The organism is Cryptosporangium arvum DSM 44712, assembly GCF_000585375.1.
Classification (GTDB): domain Bacteria; phylum Actinomycetota; class Actinomycetes; order Mycobacteriales; family Cryptosporangiaceae; genus Cryptosporangium; species Cryptosporangium arvum.
In genome coordinates, this window is record NZ_KK073874.1 from 6,292,856 (window position 1) to 6,312,036 (window position 19,181).

Here is a 19,181-nt window from a genome sequence, read left to right on the forward strand (position 1 = left end):
CCAGGCCGGACGGGTCTTCCCGAGGGATGATCGGAGCATGCAGACGCTCGGTGAGACGCTCCGGATCTGGCGTGATCGGCTGTCGCCGGTCGACGTCGGGATCCCGTCCGCGGGCGGGCGGCGGGCGCTCGGGCTCCGCCGGGAGGAGCTGGCGAGCCTGGCCGGGCTCTCGGTCGACTACGTCGTGCGGCTCGAGCAGGGCCGGGCCACCACCCCGTCGCCGCAGGTCGTGGCCGCGCTGGCGCGCGCGCTCCAGCTCGGGACGTGCGAGCGCGATCATCTGTACCGGCTGGCCGGGCTGGCCCCGCCGTCGCCGGGCCTGGTCTCCGACTTCGTCTCGCCCGGCGTGCAGCGGCTGCTGACCCGGCTCGGCGAGATCCCGCTCGGGGTCTTCCGCGCGGACTGGACGCTGATCCGGTGGAGCCCGCTGTGGGCGGCGCTGATCGGGGATCCCGCGGAGTTCCCCGCCGACCGCAACCTGATCCGGGGGGTGTTCGGGCTGACCGGCGCGCGGGCGCTCGCGCACTGGCCGGTGGTGTCGGAGTACGGGCCGGACGTGCTGGACGCGGCGCTGGTCTCGGACCTGCGCGCGGCCGCGGCGACCTACCCGGACGACCCGGAGCTCGCGGCGTTGATCGCGGACGCCCGGGCCGGGAGCAGCCGGTTCGCCGAGCTCTGGGCCACCGGGGCGGTCGGGGTGCACATCGCCGACCGGAAGACGGTCCAGCACCCGGTGGTGGGCCCGATCACGCTGGACTGCGACGTGCTGACGGTTCCGTGCGCGGATCTGCGGATCGTGACGTACACGGCACCGGCCGGCTCGGAGGACGCGGGGAAGCTGGACTTCCTGCGGGTGGTACCGGCCGCGCTGCCGTGACCACCCGGAGGGTCCGGCCGGTCCCAGTAGGGTGAGCTGATGCGGATCGCGTCGACGCTCGCGGTCCTCGTGGTCACCGCGATGGACGTCTGGTGGAACCCGCCCGGCACCCCGGAACCCGACGCGATCAGCTACACCCTGATCGTCCTCTCCGGACTCGCGCTGTTCGTCCGGCACCGCGCTCCGCTGCCCGCCCTGCTGCTGTGTGCCGGCGTCTACACGGCCTGGACGATCCAGGGCCAGCGCGGCGAGCTGCTCCTGCTGCCGGCCGCGGTGGCCCTCTACACGGTCGCGGTACGCAGCGGACGCCGCCGCACGCTTGTCGTCGGCGCCGCCGCGGTGCTCTGGTCGTCCACGCTCGAATGGTTTGTCGTCGACCGGTCCAGCGCCCCCGGCGCCGCGTTCGCCTGGCCGGTCGTCGCGCTGCTGCTCGGCGAGGTGGTCCGGGCCCGGCGCGAGTTGCAGACCCGGGCCGCGGCGGAGCGGGAGCGCGACATCGCCCGTGAACGCGTACGCATCGCCCGTGACGTCCACGACGTGGTCGCGCACGTGCTGGCCGGGGTGACCGTGCAGATGGGCGTCGCGGTCGCCGCCGTCGACCGCGATCCGGCCGCCGCTCGCGCGGCCCTCCAGCAGGCCCGGACGGCGAGTCGCGGCGCGCTGGCCGAACTCCGCACGTCGGTCGCGCTGCTCCGCCACGGCGGGCCGACGGCCGACGGCGAACCGCTCCCCGGCCTGGCCGACCTCCCCGCGCTCGTCGACGGCGTGCGCCCGGCCGGCCTCGACGTACGGCTCGACGTGGACGCCGGTGAGCTACCCGCCGTGCTCGGGCTGACCGTGTACCGCATCGTCCAGGAAGCGCTGACGAACGTGGTCCGGCACGCCCGGGCCACGTCCGCCGTGGTGACCGTCGCCCGAGGTCCGGACGCCGTGCGGGTGGACGTCGTCGACGACGGCACCGGCGGCAGCGGCGGTCCGCCCGGGTTCGGGATCCTGGGCATGACCGAGCGGGCGGCCGGCGTCGGCGGGCGGCTGGACGCGGGGCCGGGGCCGGAGCGGGGCTTCCGGGTCCGGGCGGTGCTCCCCCTGCCTCCCGGGGAGGAGCCGTGACGATCCGGCTGGTGCTCGCCGACGACCAGACGATCGTCCGCGCCGGATTCCGCGCCCTCTTCGACCTCACCGACGACCTGCAGGTGGTGGGTGAGGCCGCGGACGGCCCGAGCGCGGTCACCGTGACCCGGCGCACCCGGCCGGACGTCGTCCTGATGGACATCCGGATGCCGGGCCACGACGGGCTGGAGGCCGCCCGCCGGATCCTCGCCGACCCCGGCCCGCACCCCACCCGGGTCCTCGTCCTCACGACGTTCGGCCTGGACGAGTACGTGTTCGACGCGCTCAGCGCGGGCGCGAGCGGCTTCCTGCTCAAGGACGTCGACCCCGACGACCTGTACGCGGCGGTGCGGGCGGTCGCGGCCGGCGGCAGCCTGCTCGACCCGGCCGTGACCAGGGCGGTGGTCGACGAGCTGACCCGGCTGCGCGGGGCGCTCACCGGCGTCGAGCGGCTGGACGTGCTCACCGACCGCGAGCGGGACGTGGTGGCACTCGTCGCGCGCGGGCTGACCAACGAGCAGATCGGCGCCCGGCTGGCGATCAGCCCGCTCACCGCGAAGACCCACGTGAGCCGGGCGTTGATCAAGCTCGGCCTGCGTGACCGCGTCCAACTCGTGGTGCTGGCCTACGAGACCGGGCTGGTGCGGGCCGGCGACCCGCCCCGCCCACCGCGGTGACGGCCCGGCTCCTACTCCGGCCGGAGTAGGAGCCGACTCCGGCGGGCGGATTCGCCGGCCCCGGAGTCTTCGTACGGTCCCGGCATGATCCGGACCGAACACCTCACCAAACGCTACGGGCGGACGCTCGCCGTCGACGACCTCACGTTCGACGTCCGGCCCGGGCTGGTCACCGGGTTCCTCGGGCCCAACGGAGCGGGCAAGTCGACCACGATGCGGCTCATCCTCGGCCTGGACCCGCCGTCCGCGGGCTCGGTGCTGGTCGGCGGGCGCGCCTACCGGGAGCTGCGGACGCCGCTGCACGAGGTCGGCGCCCTGCTCGACGGGCGGGCGTTCCACCCCGGGCGCAGCGCCCGCGACCACCTGCGCTGGCTGGCCGAGAGCAACGGCATTCCGCGCCGCCGGGTCGACGCGGTGCTCGGGCAGGTCGGCCTGACCGACGTCGCCCGGCAGCGGACGAGGACGTACTCGCTGGGCATGGGCCAGCGGCTCGGCGTCGCGGCCGCGCTGCTCGGCGACCCTGCGGTGCTGATCCTCGACGAGCCGGTCAACGGGCTCGACACCGACGGGATCCGCTGGCTGCGCACGCTGCTGCGCGATCTGGCCGACGAGGGGCGGACCGTGCTGCTCTCCAGCCACCTGATGAGCGAGATCGAGCTGATCGCCGACCGCCTGCTGGTGATCGGCGGCGGGCGGTTGCTCGCCGACGCCGGGACAGCCGGCTTCCTCGCGTCGGCATCGGCGTCGTACACCGTGGTGGGCACACCGGAAGCCGCGCGGTTACGGGACGCGCTGGTCGGCGCGGGAGCGACGGCCGAGGCGGACCGGCCGGACCGGCTGCGGGTGGCCGGGATCGACACGCGGCAGATCGGGGAGATCGCCGCCGCGCAGCGGATCGTCCTGCACGAGCTCACCCCGCACCGGGACTCCCTGGAGGACGCCTACACCCGCCTGGTGGCGGGCACCGGCTCCCATCGCGCGACGGAGATCACGGCATGAACGTGCTGACCGCGGAGTGGACGAAGGCGCGGACGATCCGGTCGACGGTCGGGACGCTGCTGGTGACGGCCGCGCTGACCGTGGGCACCGCGCTGCTGGTCGCGCTGACCGGAAGCCTGCACCCGGGCGAGCCGGTCCTGGCCGCGGCGCTGGGCAACAGTGTGCTGGGGCTGGTGGGGGCGGGTGCGTTCGGGGTGCTGATGGTCTCGACCGAGTACTCGGGAGGCACGATCCGGGCGACGGTGGCGGCGGTCCCGCGCCGGTCGGCGGTGCTGCTCGCCAAGGCCGCGGTGACCGGAGCGGCGGTCTTCGTGGTCGCGCTGGTCGCGTCGGCGGTGGCGTTCGGAGGGAGCGCGCTGCTCCTCGACCGGGCCGACCATCCGCTGGGGAATCCGCTGTCGGGGCTGCTCGGGGCGGCGCTGTGTCACGTGACCGCCGCGCTGCTCGGGCTCGCGTTCGGCTCGGTGCTGCGCAGCGCGGCCGGGGGCATCTGCGCGGTCGCCGGGCTGCTGCTCGTCCCGACGCTGTTCGGCTCCCTGCTCGGGCCGGCCGAGCCCTGGGTGACCGGGGGGACCCCGGTCGCCGCGCTGCAGAAGTTCGCCGGGGCGACCGAGGCGCCGGGCTCGGTGGCGGCCTGGCCGACGGTCGCGCTGGTGGCCGGATACACCGGCGCGGTGCTGGCCGGCAGCGTGGCGCTGTTCCGCCGCCGGGACGTCTAGGCGCGCCGTTAGCCGTACGTCACGAACGGCGCGCCGGCCGGGAACGGGCGCTTGAGTTCGGCGCGGTCGGTGATCACGGAGAGTTGCTCGGCGCAGAGAGCGGGCCGGTCGGCGGCCCAGGTGAGGAGGTCGTCGCCGGTAGCGGCGGCCAGCCGCTTCTGGACGGCGGCGAGGGCTTCGTCGACGGACGCGACCGTGAGCCGGTCGTCGGCGGCGGTGGTCAGGGCGTCGTGGAGCCAGGACGTGAGGACGGCGGTGGTGAGGCCGTCCACCGCGGTGGCACTGGCGACCACGGCCAGGGCGCCGGCCTCCAGGAGGGTCCGGACGAGGACGGCCGGTACGCCGCCGTCGCCGGGGCCGAGGACGACGATCGTGCCGGCCCAGGGCAGCGCGGCCAGGCCGGCGACGTCGGCGGCGGCGTCCGGGCCGCCCTCGGGGCCGGTCAGGAGGAGCGCGGTGCGCTCCGGGCGCCGTTCGTCGACCACGACCCGGCCGGCCAGGTGCACGACCGAGCCGGGGGTCAGCACCGCGCCGAGCGCCTCCGCGGTGACCGGCCGCACCTCGGTGTCCCAGCGGGCGGCGGCGTGCGCACCGGCGATGCCGGCGAACGAGTCGTTCCCGGCCGGGTCGACGAGCACGGCACCCCGCCGCCCCGGGAGCGCGGTCGGCGGGTGCGGGGGGCGCGCTGACGCGGTGGGGAGCAGCGACACACCGGGGCGGGTGGAGCCGTCGGCGGTGCGGTGCACCGCCGAGCCGTAGAGCGCGCCGAGCGCACTGACGACGACGGGCGCGGACCCCGGTCCGGCCAGTGCGGCCGCGGCGTCGACGACCGCGGCGCACCGGGCCGGGGACGGGCCGCCGGGCGCGGACGACACGACCTCGCCGATCACCGGCCGACCGGGAACGGCGGTCAACGCGTACACCCCGCACGCACCGGGCACGAACACCACCCGCACCGCGCCCGCGGGCACGGGCGTCGCGAGCGACGCGGACGCGGGCGACGGGGGTGCGGCCTCGCACAGGGTCAGGGCCTCGGCGAACCGGCCCAGCCGGATCGCCGCCTCGGCCGCGGTCAGGTACGGCGGCTCCACGTGCGGGTCCGGCCCGGCCGGGTGGGCCCGGAGCGCGTCGTACGCCGCGCAGGCGTCGCGCAGCCGCTCCCAGGTCGCGTCGGTCCACTCGCCCGCGGCCACCGCGATCCGCCCCACCGCACCACCGGCCGCCGCCCGGACCAGCGGATCCGCGCTCCCGTCGGCCATCGACGCCAGCCGTTCCCGCAGCGCCGCGACCTCCTCGGCCCGGCCCACCCCGCGCCGGGTCAGGATCGTCACCAGCCCGGCCAGCGCGCTGGCCCGCGGCCCCTCCGGGCCACCCCCGGCGGCCGCGCGGCGGAGGTAGTGCTCGGCCAGGTCGAACGCGTTGTAGCGCACGCACAGCGCGGCCGCCGCCGCGTCCGCGGTCTCGGGTGGCTCGCCCCGCTCGGCGAGGAACTCGGCCAGCGCGGACGCGTGCGCCACCACGTCGAGCAGACGCAGGTCCTCGGGGAGTTCCCCACCCGGCGGACGCGGCTGGGCCGTCTCGACCACCGACTCCGCGAGCGCGGTCAGCGCGGCGAGTTCGGTGCGGGCGTCCCCCAGCGCGGCGGCCTGGACCCGGGCCCGGTCGAGCAGCGGGCGCGCCGCACCGGCCTCGCCCCGGGACGCGGCCAGCCGGGCCTGCGCCACCCACACCCGGGGCAGCACGTGGGCGGCGCCCAGCGCCGACCACATCACCTCGGCCATCCGGAGTTTCGCGTCGGCGTCGGCGAAGCGGCCCGCGGCGGTCAGCGCGACACCCTCCTCCAGCGACCGCTGCCCGATCATCGCGGGCGCACCGATGATCACCGAGCGCACGCCGTCCGGCCCGAGCCCCTGCGAGGCGGCCAGCACCGCGGGCGGCGCCACCGCGGGCAGCTCACCGGTGGCGGCGCGGCGTTCGGTCTCGGCCTCCACCTGACGCACCCGCGCGGCGAACCCGTCGGTGTAGTGCCGGACGTCGATCGGCGGCAGCGTGGCGCGGGCCAGGTCGTGGGCCCGCGCGAACGCGTCCGCGGCGACCGCGGGGTCGGTCGGGCGGGCCAGCCCGGCCAGCGTCACCAGCGCCGCGTACGTCTCGGAGTCCACGCCGGCCTCGGCGAACAGCGCCGCCCCGCTGCGCAGCCGCTCGGTGCCGGCGGCGACCCGCCCGCGCCGGTGCAGCTCACGCCCGAGCGAGACGAGCATCGCCGCCCGGCTCGCGGCGTCGAGCCCCGGCTGGTCGAGGGCCTCCTGGTAGAACGTGGCCGCCCGCGGGTCGTCGACCCGGACGAGCAGGTCGGCGTAGTTACGCAGCACCGCGACCCGGCCCGGCCCCGGCGCCAACGTGCGGACCAGCTGCACGGCCTGCCGGAAGTACTCGTCGGCGCGGCCCAGATCGTCGGCGGCGAGCTCGACGAACGCCATGCCGCTGACCGCCGCACCGGCCAGGTCGGGATCGCCGAGCGCCTCGGCGACGTCGAGCGCGCGGCTGTAGTAGGCGCGGGCGGTGTCGAGCCGCCCGGTGGTGCGTGCGCACTGCCCGAGCAGGCGCAGCGTCAGGAACGAGTTGGCGTGCGGGCCGATGGCGTTGAGCAGCGGCAACGCCTCGATGAGCGTCTGCTCGGCCTCGGCCGTGCGCCCCTCGGCCAGCAGGGTGTGACCGGCGACGACCCGGTCGCGCAAAAGGGTGTCAGGGGACAGTTCGGCCGGTCGACGCTCCCGTCGCCGCCTGCCGAACATGCGTACCTCGGCTCGACTAGAACTGATGATTACCGCCCCTACGACGCGCCGGCACTTCGCCGGCGCGTGCCAACCGCACCCGGTTGGCCAGCGCCAGCGCTCTGCTCCGGAAGCGTAACGACGGAGGACAAGCCGGGTTGAGGTTGACCCCGTGGGGTAGCAACGAATGATGGAGACCGACGCCAGCTATCCGGTGCGTCCGGACCTGCGGACCTTTACTCACGCCGGCGCCACGGTCACGCTCGTGGACGCCGAACGGATCCTGGTTCTCGACGACGGCCAGCGCGTCGAGCTGCTCGGCGGGGTCGCGTTCCCGCCACCGGTGCGCGCGGTGTCGGTCACGGTGACGCGCGACGAGCTCGACGCGTACCTCGACGCCAGCATCCGCACCGGCACCGAGCCCTCGGACCGGGCCGGGCTCACGGTGCTCGGCAACGACCCGATCGGCGTGTTCCTGTCCAAGCGGGTCGAGTCCGGCGATCCCTGGGCCACCCGCATCGTCGACGGCGTCGGCGGTTTCCTCGCCAACGTCTCCCGCCGCCTGGAACCCGAACGCCCCGCTCCCGGGGCCGAGCCCGCCGACGTCACGATCATCGACGTCGAGTCCGAGGTCCGGGACTCCTCGAGCGGTCTGGTCGCCACCGCGAAGACCACCGAGCGGACGATCGCGCTGCGCTCGACGGTGCCGGCGGCCGAGCTGAGCGTCGAGCACCTGGAGGGCTTCTGCCGTCTGGTGCTCGACGCGGTCGCCGAGGCCACCTCGCCGGACGCGCTGACCGGCCAGGTCGTCACGGTCTCGGCCACCTCCGGGAGCCCGGAGCGGGTGACGCTCGACCAGGTCGGCGGCCTGGACGACATCGTGCAGGAACTGCGTGAGATCGCGGCCTCGTTCCGGCACCCGCAGGCGCTGGCCCGGTGGGGGGCGAAGCGTCCGCAGGGCGCGCTGTTCTACGGGCCGCCCGGTACCGGCAAGACGATGCTCGCGCGCGCTCTCGCGAACGAGATCGGGGCGCGGTTCCGCGAGATCCGCACCACCGAGATCCTCGACAAGTGGCTCGGTGCGTCCGAGCGCAACATCAAGCAGATCTTCCGCGACGCCCGGCGCTACACCGAGCCGACCGTGATGCTGTTCGACGAGTTCGACACGATCATCGGGTACGCGAGCGAGGGCGGCGACGCCGCGAGCCAGGCGATCAACTCGGTCGCGGGCATCTTCAAGCAGGAGATGAACACGTTGATCGACGCCAACCCGAACGTGTTCGTGGTGGCGACGACGAACTTCCCGGAGCGGATCGACCCGTCGCTCGTGCGGTCGGGGCGGTTCGACATCAAGCTCGCGGTGCCCGCCCCCGATCCGGCCGGGCGCGCGCAGATCCTCGCGAAGATGATCCGCCAGCAGATCGTCGAGCACGAGGTTCCGGGGTTCCGGATGTTCGCCGACGACGTCGACATCGTCGCGTGCGCGACGCTCAGCCAGGGGCTGACCGGCGCGGACCTCAAGGAGGTGCTGCGCAGGGCGCAGCTGTCCAAGGCGATGCGCGAGGCGCGCACCGGCACGCCCGCGACCGCGATCAGCCAGGACGACCTGCGCCGGCAGATCGAGGCCGTCCGGGCCGCCGCCACCCCGGCCCGCCCGGCCCCCAACTTCCCCGCCCTGGGCCGCCTCTTCCCGGCCCCCCGCCCCGCTCCGCCGGCACCCGATTCGACGCCGCCGCGGCCCGGCTCGACGCCGCCGGCACCCGAGCCGACGCCGCCGGGGCCCGGCTCGGCCCCGGCCGGGGAGAGCCCGGTGGCGCCGACGCCCGGCGCCGACCGCGCGGACCCCGGCCCCGGCGCCGGCGCGTCCTAGTCGGTGCGCGCGAGGATTCGCCGGAGCGCGCCCTCCAACGCGCTCCTCGGATCCTCGGGCAGGGACGGCACGCGGTACCCGACGTAGTTGTCGGGGCGGGTCAGCACCGCGCCGGTGTCGCCGACACCGCGCGCGGCGGCCCAGTCGCCGTAGAGGTCCTCGTAGTCCGCGCCCGGACCGATCCGCACCACCGCGATCTCGACGCCGAGCGCCGCGCCGACCCCCTCGGCCGCTGCGGTCCAGGCCTCGCCGCCGATGCCGGTGAGCAGCGTGAACCGGCCCTGACCACCGAGATCCAGGGTGGACAGCCGGGTCGCGCCCCGCCCCACCCACGCGTGCGGGACCTTGGCGCCGGGCGTCGTCGTGGCGTGGTGGAACAACTCGTCGTCACGCGGGTTCTCGGCCGCGCCCCCGTCCGGCACCACCGCGGACGAGGTGTACCGCTGGTTCAACTCGACGCCGTGCGTGTTGAACTCGTAGTCCTTGAACGCGACCGCCTCACGCAGCGCCTGCCGCTGCTTCTCCGCCTCGGCGCCCGGGTCCTTGCGCGCGGCCATGTTGGCCCGCATCTGCTCGGGGTCGGAGGTCGAGAGCAACCCGAGCGCGTCGAAGATCCGGCGCGTGTCCCCGATGCTCTGGTTCGCCCGGTCGACGATCTGCTTGCCGATCGGCGCGCGCTCGGTGCTGTAGGTCTCCAGCAGCTCCGGCCCGGCCGCCCCCGACAGCACCAGCTTCAGTTTCCAGGCCAGGTTGTAGGCGTCCTGGATGGAGGTGTTCGATCCGAGCCCGTTCGAGGGCGGGTGCCGGTGCACGGCGTCGCCGGCGCAGAACACCCGCCCGCTCGAGTACCGCTCGGCGTAGAGGTGGTTCACCGTCCAGGCCGAGGACGACGTGATCGTCACCGGCACCGACGGATCCCCGATCAGCATGTGCGCGATCTGCCGGGCGTAGTCCTCGGTGAGGTTCGGCGGCGCGCCGTCGATGTCGTAGCCCCAGACGATCAGCCACTCGTGCCAGGGCCGCACGCAGCGCACCAGCCCCATCCCGATGCCGCCGACGTCCGAGCCGGTCTGCAGCACCCAGTACAGCGTGCTCGGGCGGTGGGCCACGTACTTGGTGAGGTCGGCCTCGAAGACGATGTTGATGCTGCCGGCCACGCCCATCTGTCCGACCGTCGGCAGCCCGATGTCCGCGGCGACCTGGCTGCGCCCGCCGTCGGCGCCGATCAGGTATTTGGCCCGGATCCGGTAGTCGTCGCCGCGGAGCCGATCGCGCACCGTGGCGGTCACGCCGTCGGCGTCCTGTTCGAGACCCAGGTACTCGGTGTCGAACCGGAACCTCGTCCCGCGCGCGATCGCCGCGTTGACGAGCACCGGTTCCATCAGGTGCTGGGGCATGTCGCAGATCGACGTCGGTGACGCCAGATCGTGCTCGGCCTTGCGCGCCGGATGCGTGTACCAGGTGTGCAGCCGCCCGAGCTCCTCCCCCGCCAGCGACGTGCAGAACGGCGTGTCGCCCATCAGGTGCTGCGGTGTCGCCTGCGCGGTCACGACGTCCTCGAGACCGGCGTCGCGCAGCACCTCCATCGTGCGCTGGTTGGTGATGTGGGCCCGTGGGGTGTCGGCGAGCGCCGAGTACTTGGTGACGACGACGTTGGGGACGCCGTACGTGCTCAGCAGGAGCGCGGCGGCACCGCCGGCCGGGCCGCTGCCGACCACGAGGACATCGGTTTCCACAGTGGACATGGTGGGACCCCGCTCAGTCGATGCGGAACGTGTAGGTGAGCCGGCGCCAGCCGCCGTCGAGCGCGCGGCCGTCCGGCGGTGTGCCCTCGCCGGGTGCGAAGTCGACGATCAGGTCGTCCTTGACGCCGAACACGGTGTCGGAGTCGAGGTAGGCGCCACCGGCGACGAAGAGCTGCGTGATCAGCTGCCGGTGGCCGGGCGCTTCGATCAGGAAGTGCAGGTGGGGCGCGCGGTAGGGGTGGCGGCCGGTGCCGTCGAGCAGTTGCCCGACCGGTCCGTCGACGGGGACCGGGTACTCGCTCGGCAAAATCGTCCAGAACCGGACCCGCCCGTCGGCGTCGCTGGTGAGGCGGCCGCGGAGCACCGGCCCTTCGAGGTCGGGCAGCTGCAGGTCGTAGAACCCGTCCTCGTTGCTCTGCCAGACGTCCACGGTGGCGTCGCCGACCGGCGTTCCGTCCCGGTCCTCGATCAGGACGTCGACCCAGAGCGGGGTGCCGGGCAGATCACCGGAGAGGTCGGCGCCCGCGGCCACGGCCGGTGGACCCGGGACGTAGAACGGGCCGAGCACGGCCGAGGGCGTGGTCTCGGTGGTACGTGAGTTCGTGAGCAGGTCGACCATGCTGGAGACGCCGAGCGTGTCGGAGAGCAGGATGAACTCCTGCCGGGTGGGGCTGGTGATCTCGCCGGTGCGGGTGAGGAAGTCGATCGCGAACTGCCACTCGTCCTGGGTGAGATCGTTGTCGTTCGCGAACCCGTGCAGGCGGCGGACCAGGTCGGTCAGCAGCCGGCGCATGCGCGGGTCCGGCGTGTGCGCGAAGCTCGCGACGACCTGGTCGGTGAGCCACGAGAAGTCCGGCGTCCCGGCCGGCCGGGTGCCGGCCAGCGCGTCGGTGAGCAGCGCGGTGATGCCGTCCGCGGTGACCGGCCGCGGGTTCGGGTACGGCTCGGCGGTGGCCAGCCGGACCGCCTCGGGGACGTTCCCGGCCGCGAAGCCGAGGTCGGCGAGCGAGGTGGGCCCGCCCACCTCCACGACGAAGTCGTACATCGCCGCCGCGGCGTCCCGCTCGCGGCCCAGCGCGCCGGCCACCCGGGCCACGGCCTCCGGGGCGGCGGACGCGTTGTAGGCGATCGCGTGCGGGAGCACGACGGTGTGGGTCTCGGCGTGCGGAAGGCCGAACGATCCGCCGAGCGTGTGGCAGAGCTTGTGGTGCAGGCCCATGCCGACCGCGCCGAGGCAGGTACCGGCGAGCCACGCTCCGGTGAGCGCGTCGGCCCGCGCGTCGGGGTCGGCCGGGTCGGTGACGATGCGGCGCAGCCCGGAGGCCAGCAGCCGGATCGACTGCTCGGCGAGCGCGTCGACGGCCGGGTTCGCTTCCGGCGAGTAGAGCGCCTCCACCGCGTGCGCCATCGCGTTGACGCCGCTGGTCACCGACGTGGCGACCGGCAGGCCGAGGGTCAGCTCGACGTCGTAGAGCACGGTGGCGGGCAGGATCTCCGGTGCGCTGCGCGTCGTCTTGACGCCGTTCCCGGTCTCGCCGAGCGTCGGCGTGACCTCGGAGCCGGCGTAGGTGGTGGGGACCGCGATCTGCGGGACGCCGAGGCGCACGGCGAGCGCTTTGCCCAGACCGGTCGCCGAGCCACCCCCGATCGAGACGACGACGTCGGCGTCGGCCGCGGACTCCAGCGCACGGGCCGTCACCTCGACCGGTGTGTGCATCGCGGCGCCGGCGAACCGGCCCGCGAGCCGGTCGCCGAGCCGGTCGGCCGCCCGGTCGACGACGTCCGGCTGCGAGGCTCCGCTCACCAGCAGCACGCGGCGCCGGCCCAGCCGCTCGACCTCGGACCGCAGCGTGCCGAGCGTGCCCGCGCCGAACACCACCCGGACCGGTGACGCGGTGTGCTCGAAGCTACGCACGGTGCCTCCCGAACTCGTCGTCGCTGACCCGCCCAGTATCGCGACCGACCGGCCGCGGGTCCTGCACGATCCTGCTGCACGAAACCGCTAACCGCGGCGGAGCGCGGCCGGGGTGGTGCCGCGGTGGGCGCGCAGGACGCGGGTCAGGTGCTCCTGGTGGGTGAAACCGCAGCGGGTGGCGACCTCGGCGATCGGCCGGGCCGGGTCACGCAGCAGCGACACCGCCGCGTCGACGCGCAGCCGCAGCAGGTACTGGTGGGGTGCCAGGCCGGTGCGGGCCTTGAACTGCCGGGCGAACTGGCTGACGCTCAGGCCGGCCACCGCCGCCATCTCGCTCAGCGGCACCGGTTGCGCCAGCCGGGCGTCGAGAAGCGCGCGCACCTGAGCGAACCGGCGATCGTCCAGCCCGGGCCGGCGCCGGGCCGGCGGCACCGCCGACGGGGACCGGTTGCTGTGCCCGCGCACGAGCTGCGCCGCCAGCAGGCTGCCGAGCTGGTCGACGTAGGTGCGCGCGGCGGGCTCCCAGGCGGTGAGGACGCCGTCGAGCGCGAGCACGAGCTGTTCGAGCAGCGGGTCCTCGGTGCCGAGCTCCTCGGCGAGGTCGACGGCGGGGCCGTCGTGGGCACCCTGGAGCGCGTGGTCACTGAGGTAGACGTGCACGGTGTCCAGGGGGCCGCGGAGCTCGACGTCCAGATCCTTGCCCGCGGGGTGGACGAAGAAGCCGCCCGGCGGCACGGTGCGGGCGAACGCACCGCGGCTGACCGTCACCGGCCCGTCGCGGTGCAGGATGACGAGGTGGCTGTGGGCGCCGCCGAACTCGGCCGCGTACGGCTGCTCGCGTTGCGTCGAGACGTAGAAGTCCGGCCAGCCGAGGCCGGCGCTGGTACGGGACGGACGCACCCACGGCTGGCGGAGGATGCCGTTGGTGTCGGCGAGCGAGAGCTCCTCCATCGCCGCATGGTAACGCCTCGGGTTACCGTTGAGCCCGTGACTGAGGCTCCTGCCATCGACCTGAACCGCCACGTCTACGGCAACCCCGAGGCGCCGATCACCGTCGTGGAGTACGGCGATCTGGAGTGCCCGTACTGCGGTGCGGCCGCGCCGGTGCTGCACGAGTTGATCGACGAGTCCGACGGGCGGGTCCGGCTGGTGTTCCGCCACTTCCCGCTGTTCCAGGTGCACCCGTTCGCGTTGACCGCGGCGCTGGCCGCAGAGGCCGCCGGGGACAAGTTCTGGGACCTGGCCTGGGTGCTGTTCAAGCACCAGGCCAAGCTCGCCGACCCCGACCTGGAGGTATGGGCGGCGAAAGTGGGCGTGGCCGACCCGGCGAGCGTCACCGGCCCGGCCGCGCAGGCGTTCCAGCCCGCGATCCAGGCCGACTACGCCGCCGGCGTGGCCGCGGGGGTCCGCGGCACGCCGACGCTGTTCGTCGACGACCGGCTCTACACCGGCCGCATCGAACTCCGCGAACTACGCACCGCGCTCGGGCTCAACCGGTAGCGCGTCCCCCGCGGGCGCCGGCGGCGCTGCCGGCGCCGGCTCCGCCAGCACCACGCTCCGGGCCCTGGCCACGCGTGCGATCGTCGGGTCGAGCCAGTCGCCGGTGGGCAGCGCGGGCGGCCCGTCCTCGCTGTCGATCGTGCAGAGCGGCAGCCGCTCGCCCAGGTAACGCAGCAGCAGCGAGCCGAGCACGGCCGCGATCAGCGAGCCCGCGAGCACGCCGATCTTCGCGTCCTGGCGCAGCCGCTCGTCGTCGAACGCGAGGTCGGTGATGAAGAGCGAGATCGTGAACCCGATGCCGCAGAGCATCGCGCCACCGATGAGGTGTCCGTAGCGCACGCGCCCCGGCAGCGCACCCAGCCCCGTGCGCAGCGCGAGCCCGGCGAACAGCGAGACGCCGATCGTGTTGCCGGCGACCAGCGCCACCGCGATCCCGATCGTCACGCCGGACGTCGACGCCGCGCGTAGCGTCTCCCAGTCCAGCGGCACCCCGGCGTTGGCCAGCCCGAACAGCGGCAGGACCACGAGCGCGCTGACCGGGTGCAGCGACTCCTGCAACCGCTCGTTCGACGACACCGTCGCCCGCGCGGCCGTGTTCGCCAGCCGTACCCGGGCGGGGGTGGCGGCCTCCAGCACGGCCCGGCCGTAGTAGGCCAGGCGCTGGCGCTGGGCCGGGTCGACCGCGGCGGCCGGGATGATCAGGCCGAGCAGCGCCCCGGCGAGCGTCGGGTGGACACCGGATTCGAACACCGCCACCCACAGGGCCAGCCCGACCAGCAGGTACGGCGCCAGCTGCCACACCCCGGCGAAGCGCAGGGCGAGCAGCACCACGACGAGCACGCCGGAGATCACCAGCGCCGTCGGCGACACGTGGTCGCTGTAGAAGATCGCCATGACGCCGATCGCGCCGATGTCGTCGACGATCGCGAGCGTGAGCAGGAACAGCCGCAGCTGGTCCGGGCAGCGCGGCCCGAACAGCGCGAGCACGCCGACCAGGAACGCGGTGTCGGTGGAGATCGGGATGCCCCAACCTGCCGCGGCCGGGCCGCTCGGCTGGAAGGCCAGGTAGATCAGGGCGGGCACGGCGAGACCGCCGATCGCGCCGAGTGCGGGGACGATCACCGTGCGCCGGTCGCGTAACTCGCCGACCGACACCTCCCGGCTGATCTCCATACCGACGACGAGGAAGAAGATCGACATCGCGGCGTCGTTGACGAAGTGGCGCAGGTCCATGTCGAGCGACCAGGTGCCGACCGCGGCGGAGACCTCGACGTGCCAGAACTCGTCGTAGGTGTCACCGGGCAGGTTGGCCCAGACCAACGCCGCGACGGTCGCCACGAGCAGAACCGCGGCGCTGCCGGCCTCCCGGGACAGGAAGTCCCTGACCCCGGGCGACAAATAGGGCAAACCTATCCGCGGCGCCGGGCCCGGACGTCCCGGAAGCGGCTGCGCACTACTCACCGATGCTCTCCCGCGCTGTATCGATCACGCGAGGGAGCTTACCGATCGTCGGGAGCACGGCCACCGTCGTGAGCAGCATAGCTACCGCTCCGACGACGAACGGCAACGGCAGCGCGAGCCGCGCCAGGAACCCGCCGCCGAGGCCGCCGACGGCCAGCCCGCCGAGCGCCACCGTGAAGTAGACCGCGTTGACGCGCCCGAGCATCTCCGACGGCACGAGGCGCTGACGCGTCGACACGATCGAGACGCCGAGGATCAGCACCACGAAACCGTCGAGCGCGAGCAGCGCCGCCGCGCCCGCCGGGTGGGTGACGAAACCGAGCCCGGCCACGGCGGCCGCGGAGATCACGCAGGTGCCGGAGATCAGCACCGCCGGCGGCACGAGCCGGGCGACCCGGTCGGCGACCAGCCCGCCGACGACCGCCCCGACGGCGCCCACCGCGAGCATGATCCCGTAGCCGTGCGGGCTCAGGTGGAGGTGCCGATCGGCGATCACCACGAGCAACCCGTAGCTGGCACCGGTCATCGCGTTCCCCACCCCGGAGAGGAACGACAGGCTGCGGACGACCGGACTGTGCCAGTACCAGCGGCCGCCGTCACGGATGTCGGCCCAGAGCGAGCGGCGTGCCGCGGGCTCGGCCCGGGGCACGCGGGGCAGGAACAGCAGCACGACCATGCTGGCCACCAGGCCCAGCGCCCCGGCCGCGAACGGCAGCGCGAGCGCGATCGCGAGCAGGAACCCGCCCACCGGAGGCCCGGCGAACTCGTTCGCGACGACGAACGTCGTCTGGATCCGGCCGTTCGCCTTCTCCAGCCCGGCCGCCGGGACGATCGCCGGGACCAGCGCCGCGGACGCGTTGTCGACGAGCGTCTCGCACAGACCGAGCACGACGAACACGACGTAGAGCAGCGGGATCGACGCGAAGCCGAGCGTGATCGCGAGCGCGAGCAGGCCCAGCACGAGCGCACGCACCCCGGTGGTGACCTGGAGGATCCGCCGCCGGTCGAGGCGATCGACGAGCGCGCCGGAGACCATCGAGAGCAGCCACGGGGCCCGCTGGGCCACCAGCAGGCCGGCGATCGCGGCCGGGTCCCGGGTGAGCGTGGCGGCCAGCAGCGGAGCCGCCGCCACGTTGATGCCGTCGGCGAGGTTGGAGAGCCCGACCGCGGCCCACAGGGTCCGGAACGGGGTGAGTCGCACGGTCCGATGTCTACACGCGTGACGGAACGCCCGTTTGCCCGACCCGGCCGGAGTGGGTTCGACGACCACGACGCGCAGCCGGTGGACGTCGGTCAATGCGGTTCGGCTCTTCACTGCGGACACCTTCGTCCTCGTCAGGCGGTGAGCGATTCCCGGCCGAACGCCGGCGCACCGCGCGGGGAGTCGGTACCGAGAACCACCGGGACGCCGAGTTCGGCCTCGACGGCGGCGGGCCAGTCGTCCGGGCGGTACCGCTCCCCGACGCCGGTGCGGAGCAGCACCGCGGTGAGGCGCTCCTGGGCCTCGAGATCACCGCGCCGGCCGACCGGGATCCGGTCCAGCCCCCGGTACCCGCGACAGACCTCCACCGCCGGCGGCACGTCCAGGTGCGTCACCGCCAGCGCGTCGACGCCGCCGCAGACCTCCACCGCGTACCGGTGGGCCGGCGCGTCGAAGTGGCCGCGCCGGAACGCACCCTGCCACTCACCGGTGCCGTTGTGCGGCTCGGGGAGCCGCAGCGCCGGATCCTCGGTGACGAGCGGCCCGGCGCCGTGCCGGGTGGTGTAGGTGCGCACCACGCCGAGCCGCCGGGCCGGAACCCCGCCCAGCAGCGCGAGCGCGTTCGCGAACGTGGTGGTGGACCAGGTCGTGTGGGGGTGCCACCCGAACCACTCGTCGAGCAGCACCCCCTGCGCCCCCTCGAAGACGCACGGACCCCTCCGCAGCGCGTCGTCGAGGAAGCCGGGACCCACGATCCGGACGGCGTCCCGGAACGCGGCGAGCACCGCCAGCACGGCCTCGACGTCGGGGGCGGGAAGCGGGCCGACCGCGGCCGTCAGCCGGTCGCGGACCGCGGTCAGCCGCTGCCGGAGCCGCGCCGGGTGGAACACGTCCCCGACGCGCGGCGCCTCGCCGGGGTGGGTCAGCGCGTAGGCGACGGTCTCCCCGACGCCGAGCCCGCAGCTGCCGTGCCGTCCGGCCCCGCGCCGCCGCTCCCGGACCCGGTTCGCGGCCGCGTGCCACGGGGTGGCGAGCAGCGCGTCCTCGTCGATCGTGAGGAGCGCGAACGGGTCCGGCACCCCGACCGAGACCAGGTGGGCCGCTTCCGCGGCGAGCGCAAGCGGGTCGACGACGACGAACCGGGACAGGTGGGTGGGCACGCCCCGGAACGTGCCCGCCCCGAACTGGGCGAACGTATGGTGCCGCCCGTCCGGCAGCACCACGTTGTGGCCGGCCTGCGCACCCCCGTTGAACCGGACGACGGTCTCGACGTCCGCGTCCGCGCAGAGCAGATCCACCACGCGCCCTTTGCCGGCGTCCCCGTACCCGAGGTCGACGACGATCGTGTGGCTCATATCCGGACGTTCCCCGACGATCGGCGGGCGGCCGGGAGCGACGCGCGCACCGGACGTCCGCGCCGGTTCACCGCGCGGCTGAGCGGCATCAGGGCCTTGCCGACGGTCGCGCCGGCCGCCGAGCCCAGGTCGGCCAGGTCGGCCAGGCCGGCGTGCAGGTCGACGGCGTCCTCGTTGAGGCCGATCGTGAGCGCGATCGTCTCGCACACCGCGTTCAGGTCGTCGAGCTCGATGACGTTCTCGCCCAGCAGGTCGCGCCAGCGGCGGAGCACGGTGCGGTCGCCGGCGTAGGCCGCGCCCTTGGGCAGCAGGTAGTACACGTGGTACCGGCGGCTCAGCTCGGCGACGATCGCCTCGGTGGCGATGTCCTCGCGCAGGTCGTCGCCGATCACCCGGCGCACCTCGGCCGCCTTGACCGACGCGTACGGCAGCTCGTCGCCGATCAGGAACACGTAGCCGCGGCGGCCGTGGCGGGTGGCGTCGGTGTCGGTGTGCCGGGCCAGGAAGTACATCGCCAGCTCGTACGACTCCTGCATCTGGCCGCCGCCACCGCCCTCCAGCACGATGTTGGCGAGGTCGTCGTCCATCCGGTTGTCGGACTCGAACTGCCCGACCTGCAGCGGGGCCCGGTCGCAGGTGGCGTCGCCGACCGCGCCGAACAGCACCTGCGGGTCGGTCGCGTAGCCCTTGCGCAGCAGCAGGCCGAGCAGCTGGGGCAGCTTGGTCTGCAGGGTCCGCGGCACCCCGCCCATCGATCCGGTGACGTCGAAGAGCACCGCGATCGGCGTGCTCCGCGGGTGTTCGTCGCTGTCGCGGCTCTCCCGGGCGGCGACCCGGTGCGGGTCGAGGGTCGAGTGGACCGTGCGCGCGCCGCTGTCGCTGTAGGCGAACGCGCTCGTTCCGGTGGTCGCGCGGTAGTCGGCCGCGGCGGAGTAGACGTCGGTGGACCAGCGTCCGCTTCCCATGGTGTGCCTCCTC

Annotated in this window: 15 protein-coding genes; 7 read left to right on the plus strand and 8 right to left on the minus strand. The window is 74.5% G+C overall.

The genetic code is table 11. The annotated features are described in order from the left end of the window. The first annotated feature begins 37 nt into the window (after positions 1–37). The 5 genes from CRYAR_RS28840 to CRYAR_RS28860 all read left to right on the plus strand — a co-directional run bounded on the left by CRYAR_RS28840 (position 38) and on the right by CRYAR_RS28860 (position 4,382). On the plus strand, positions 38–877 hold the full coding sequence (locus CRYAR_RS28840) for a helix-turn-helix transcriptional regulator (RefSeq protein ID WP_035856495.1): 840 nt from the start codon (positions 38–40) through the stop codon (positions 875–877). 39 nt (positions 878–916) lie between these two features. Continuing rightward, the gene (locus CRYAR_RS28845) at positions 917–1,987 is read left to right on the plus strand and encodes a sensor histidine kinase (protein WP_051571075.1); all 1,071 of its coding nucleotides are present in this window, start codon (positions 917–919) and stop codon (positions 1,985–1,987) included. Next, the gene (locus CRYAR_RS28850) at positions 1,984–2,664 is read left to right on the plus strand and encodes a response regulator transcription factor (protein WP_035856496.1); all 681 of its coding nucleotides are present in this window, start codon (positions 1,984–1,986) and stop codon (positions 2,662–2,664) included. Before CRYAR_RS28845 ends, CRYAR_RS28850 begins: the two co-directional genes overlap by 4 nt. 84 nt (positions 2,665–2,748) lie before the next feature. Further along, on the plus strand, positions 2,749–3,663 hold the full coding sequence (locus tag CRYAR_RS28855) for an ATP-binding cassette domain-containing protein (protein WP_035856498.1): 915 nt from the start codon (positions 2,749–2,751) through the stop codon (positions 3,661–3,663). After that, the gene (locus CRYAR_RS28860) at positions 3,660–4,382 is read left to right on the plus strand and encodes an ABC transporter permease subunit (RefSeq protein WP_035856500.1); all 723 of its coding nucleotides are present in this window, start codon (positions 3,660–3,662) and stop codon (positions 4,380–4,382) included. The genes CRYAR_RS28855 and CRYAR_RS28860 overlap by 4 nt, the downstream gene beginning before the upstream one ends. An 8-nt stretch (positions 4,383–4,390) precedes the next feature. On the opposite strand, the gene CRYAR_RS28865 is transcribed toward CRYAR_RS28860, so the two are convergent. After that, positions 4,391–7,120 carry a tetratricopeptide repeat protein gene (locus CRYAR_RS28865; protein WP_035856502.1) on the minus strand — a complete coding sequence of 910 codons (2,730 nt, stop codon included), beginning with the start codon at positions 7,118–7,120 and terminating at the stop codon, positions 4,391–4,393. Between the two features lie 226 nt (positions 7,121–7,346). Between CRYAR_RS28865 and CRYAR_RS50370 the strand changes: the two genes are divergently transcribed. Next, on the plus strand, positions 7,347–9,026 hold the full coding sequence (locus tag CRYAR_RS50370; protein WP_063725780.1) for an ATP-binding protein: 1,680 nt from the start codon (positions 7,347–7,349) through the stop codon (positions 9,024–9,026). On the opposite strand, the gene CRYAR_RS28875 is transcribed toward CRYAR_RS50370, so the two are convergent. The 3 genes from CRYAR_RS28875 to CRYAR_RS28885 all read right to left on the minus strand — a co-directional run bounded on the left by CRYAR_RS28875 (position 9,023) and on the right by CRYAR_RS28885 (position 13,637). Further along, positions 9,023–10,771, minus strand: a complete 1,749-nt coding sequence (locus tag CRYAR_RS28875; RefSeq protein ID WP_035856504.1) for an FAD-dependent monooxygenase — start codon at positions 10,769–10,771, stop codon at positions 9,023–9,025. The genes CRYAR_RS50370 and CRYAR_RS28875 overlap by 4 nt on opposite strands. A gap of 13 nt (positions 10,772–10,784) precedes the next feature. Then, positions 10,785–12,686, minus strand: a complete 1,902-nt coding sequence (locus CRYAR_RS28880; RefSeq protein ID WP_035856505.1) for a maleylacetate reductase and hydroxyquinol 1,2-dioxygenase domain-containing protein — start codon at positions 12,684–12,686, stop codon at positions 10,785–10,787. An 87-nt stretch (positions 12,687–12,773) separates the two neighbouring features. Next, positions 12,774–13,637, minus strand: a complete 864-nt coding sequence (locus CRYAR_RS28885; RefSeq protein ID WP_035856507.1) for an AraC family transcriptional regulator — start codon at positions 13,635–13,637, stop codon at positions 12,774–12,776. A gap of 36 nt (positions 13,638–13,673) precedes the next feature. On the opposite strand from CRYAR_RS28885, the gene CRYAR_RS28890 reads away from it, so the two are divergent. Further along, a complete protein-coding gene (locus CRYAR_RS28890) occupies positions 13,674–14,186 on the plus strand; it encodes a DsbA family protein (RefSeq protein ID WP_211247692.1) in 513 nt (170 codons plus the stop codon). Here the strand turns inward: CRYAR_RS28890 and nhaA are convergent. Genes nhaA through CRYAR_RS28910 form a run of 4 tightly spaced genes read right to left on the minus strand, consistent with a single transcriptional unit; the run spans position 14,157 to position 19,168 of the window. Next, positions 14,157–15,584: a Na+/H+ antiporter NhaA gene (nhaA, locus tag CRYAR_RS28895; protein WP_211247693.1), complete on the minus strand. Its 1,428-nt coding sequence runs from the start codon at positions 15,582–15,584 to the stop codon at positions 14,157–14,159. The genes CRYAR_RS28890 and nhaA overlap by 30 nt on opposite strands. A gap of 55 nt (positions 15,585–15,639) precedes the next feature. Then, positions 15,640–16,962, minus strand: a complete 1,323-nt coding sequence (locus tag CRYAR_RS28900) for an MFS transporter (RefSeq protein WP_169745094.1) — start codon at positions 16,960–16,962, stop codon at positions 15,640–15,642. A 20-nt stretch (positions 16,963–16,982) separates the two neighbouring features. Beyond that, positions 16,983–18,203 carry an adenylosuccinate synthetase gene (locus CRYAR_RS28905; RefSeq protein WP_035856508.1) on the minus strand — a complete coding sequence of 407 codons (1,221 nt, stop codon included), beginning with the start codon at positions 18,201–18,203 and terminating at the stop codon, positions 16,983–16,985. After that, positions 18,200–19,168, minus strand: a complete 969-nt coding sequence (locus tag CRYAR_RS28910) for a hypothetical protein (RefSeq protein ID WP_035856509.1) — start codon at positions 19,166–19,168, stop codon at positions 18,200–18,202. Before CRYAR_RS28910 ends, CRYAR_RS28905 begins: the two co-directional genes overlap by 4 nt. Positions 19,169–19,181 lie beyond the last annotated feature (13 nt).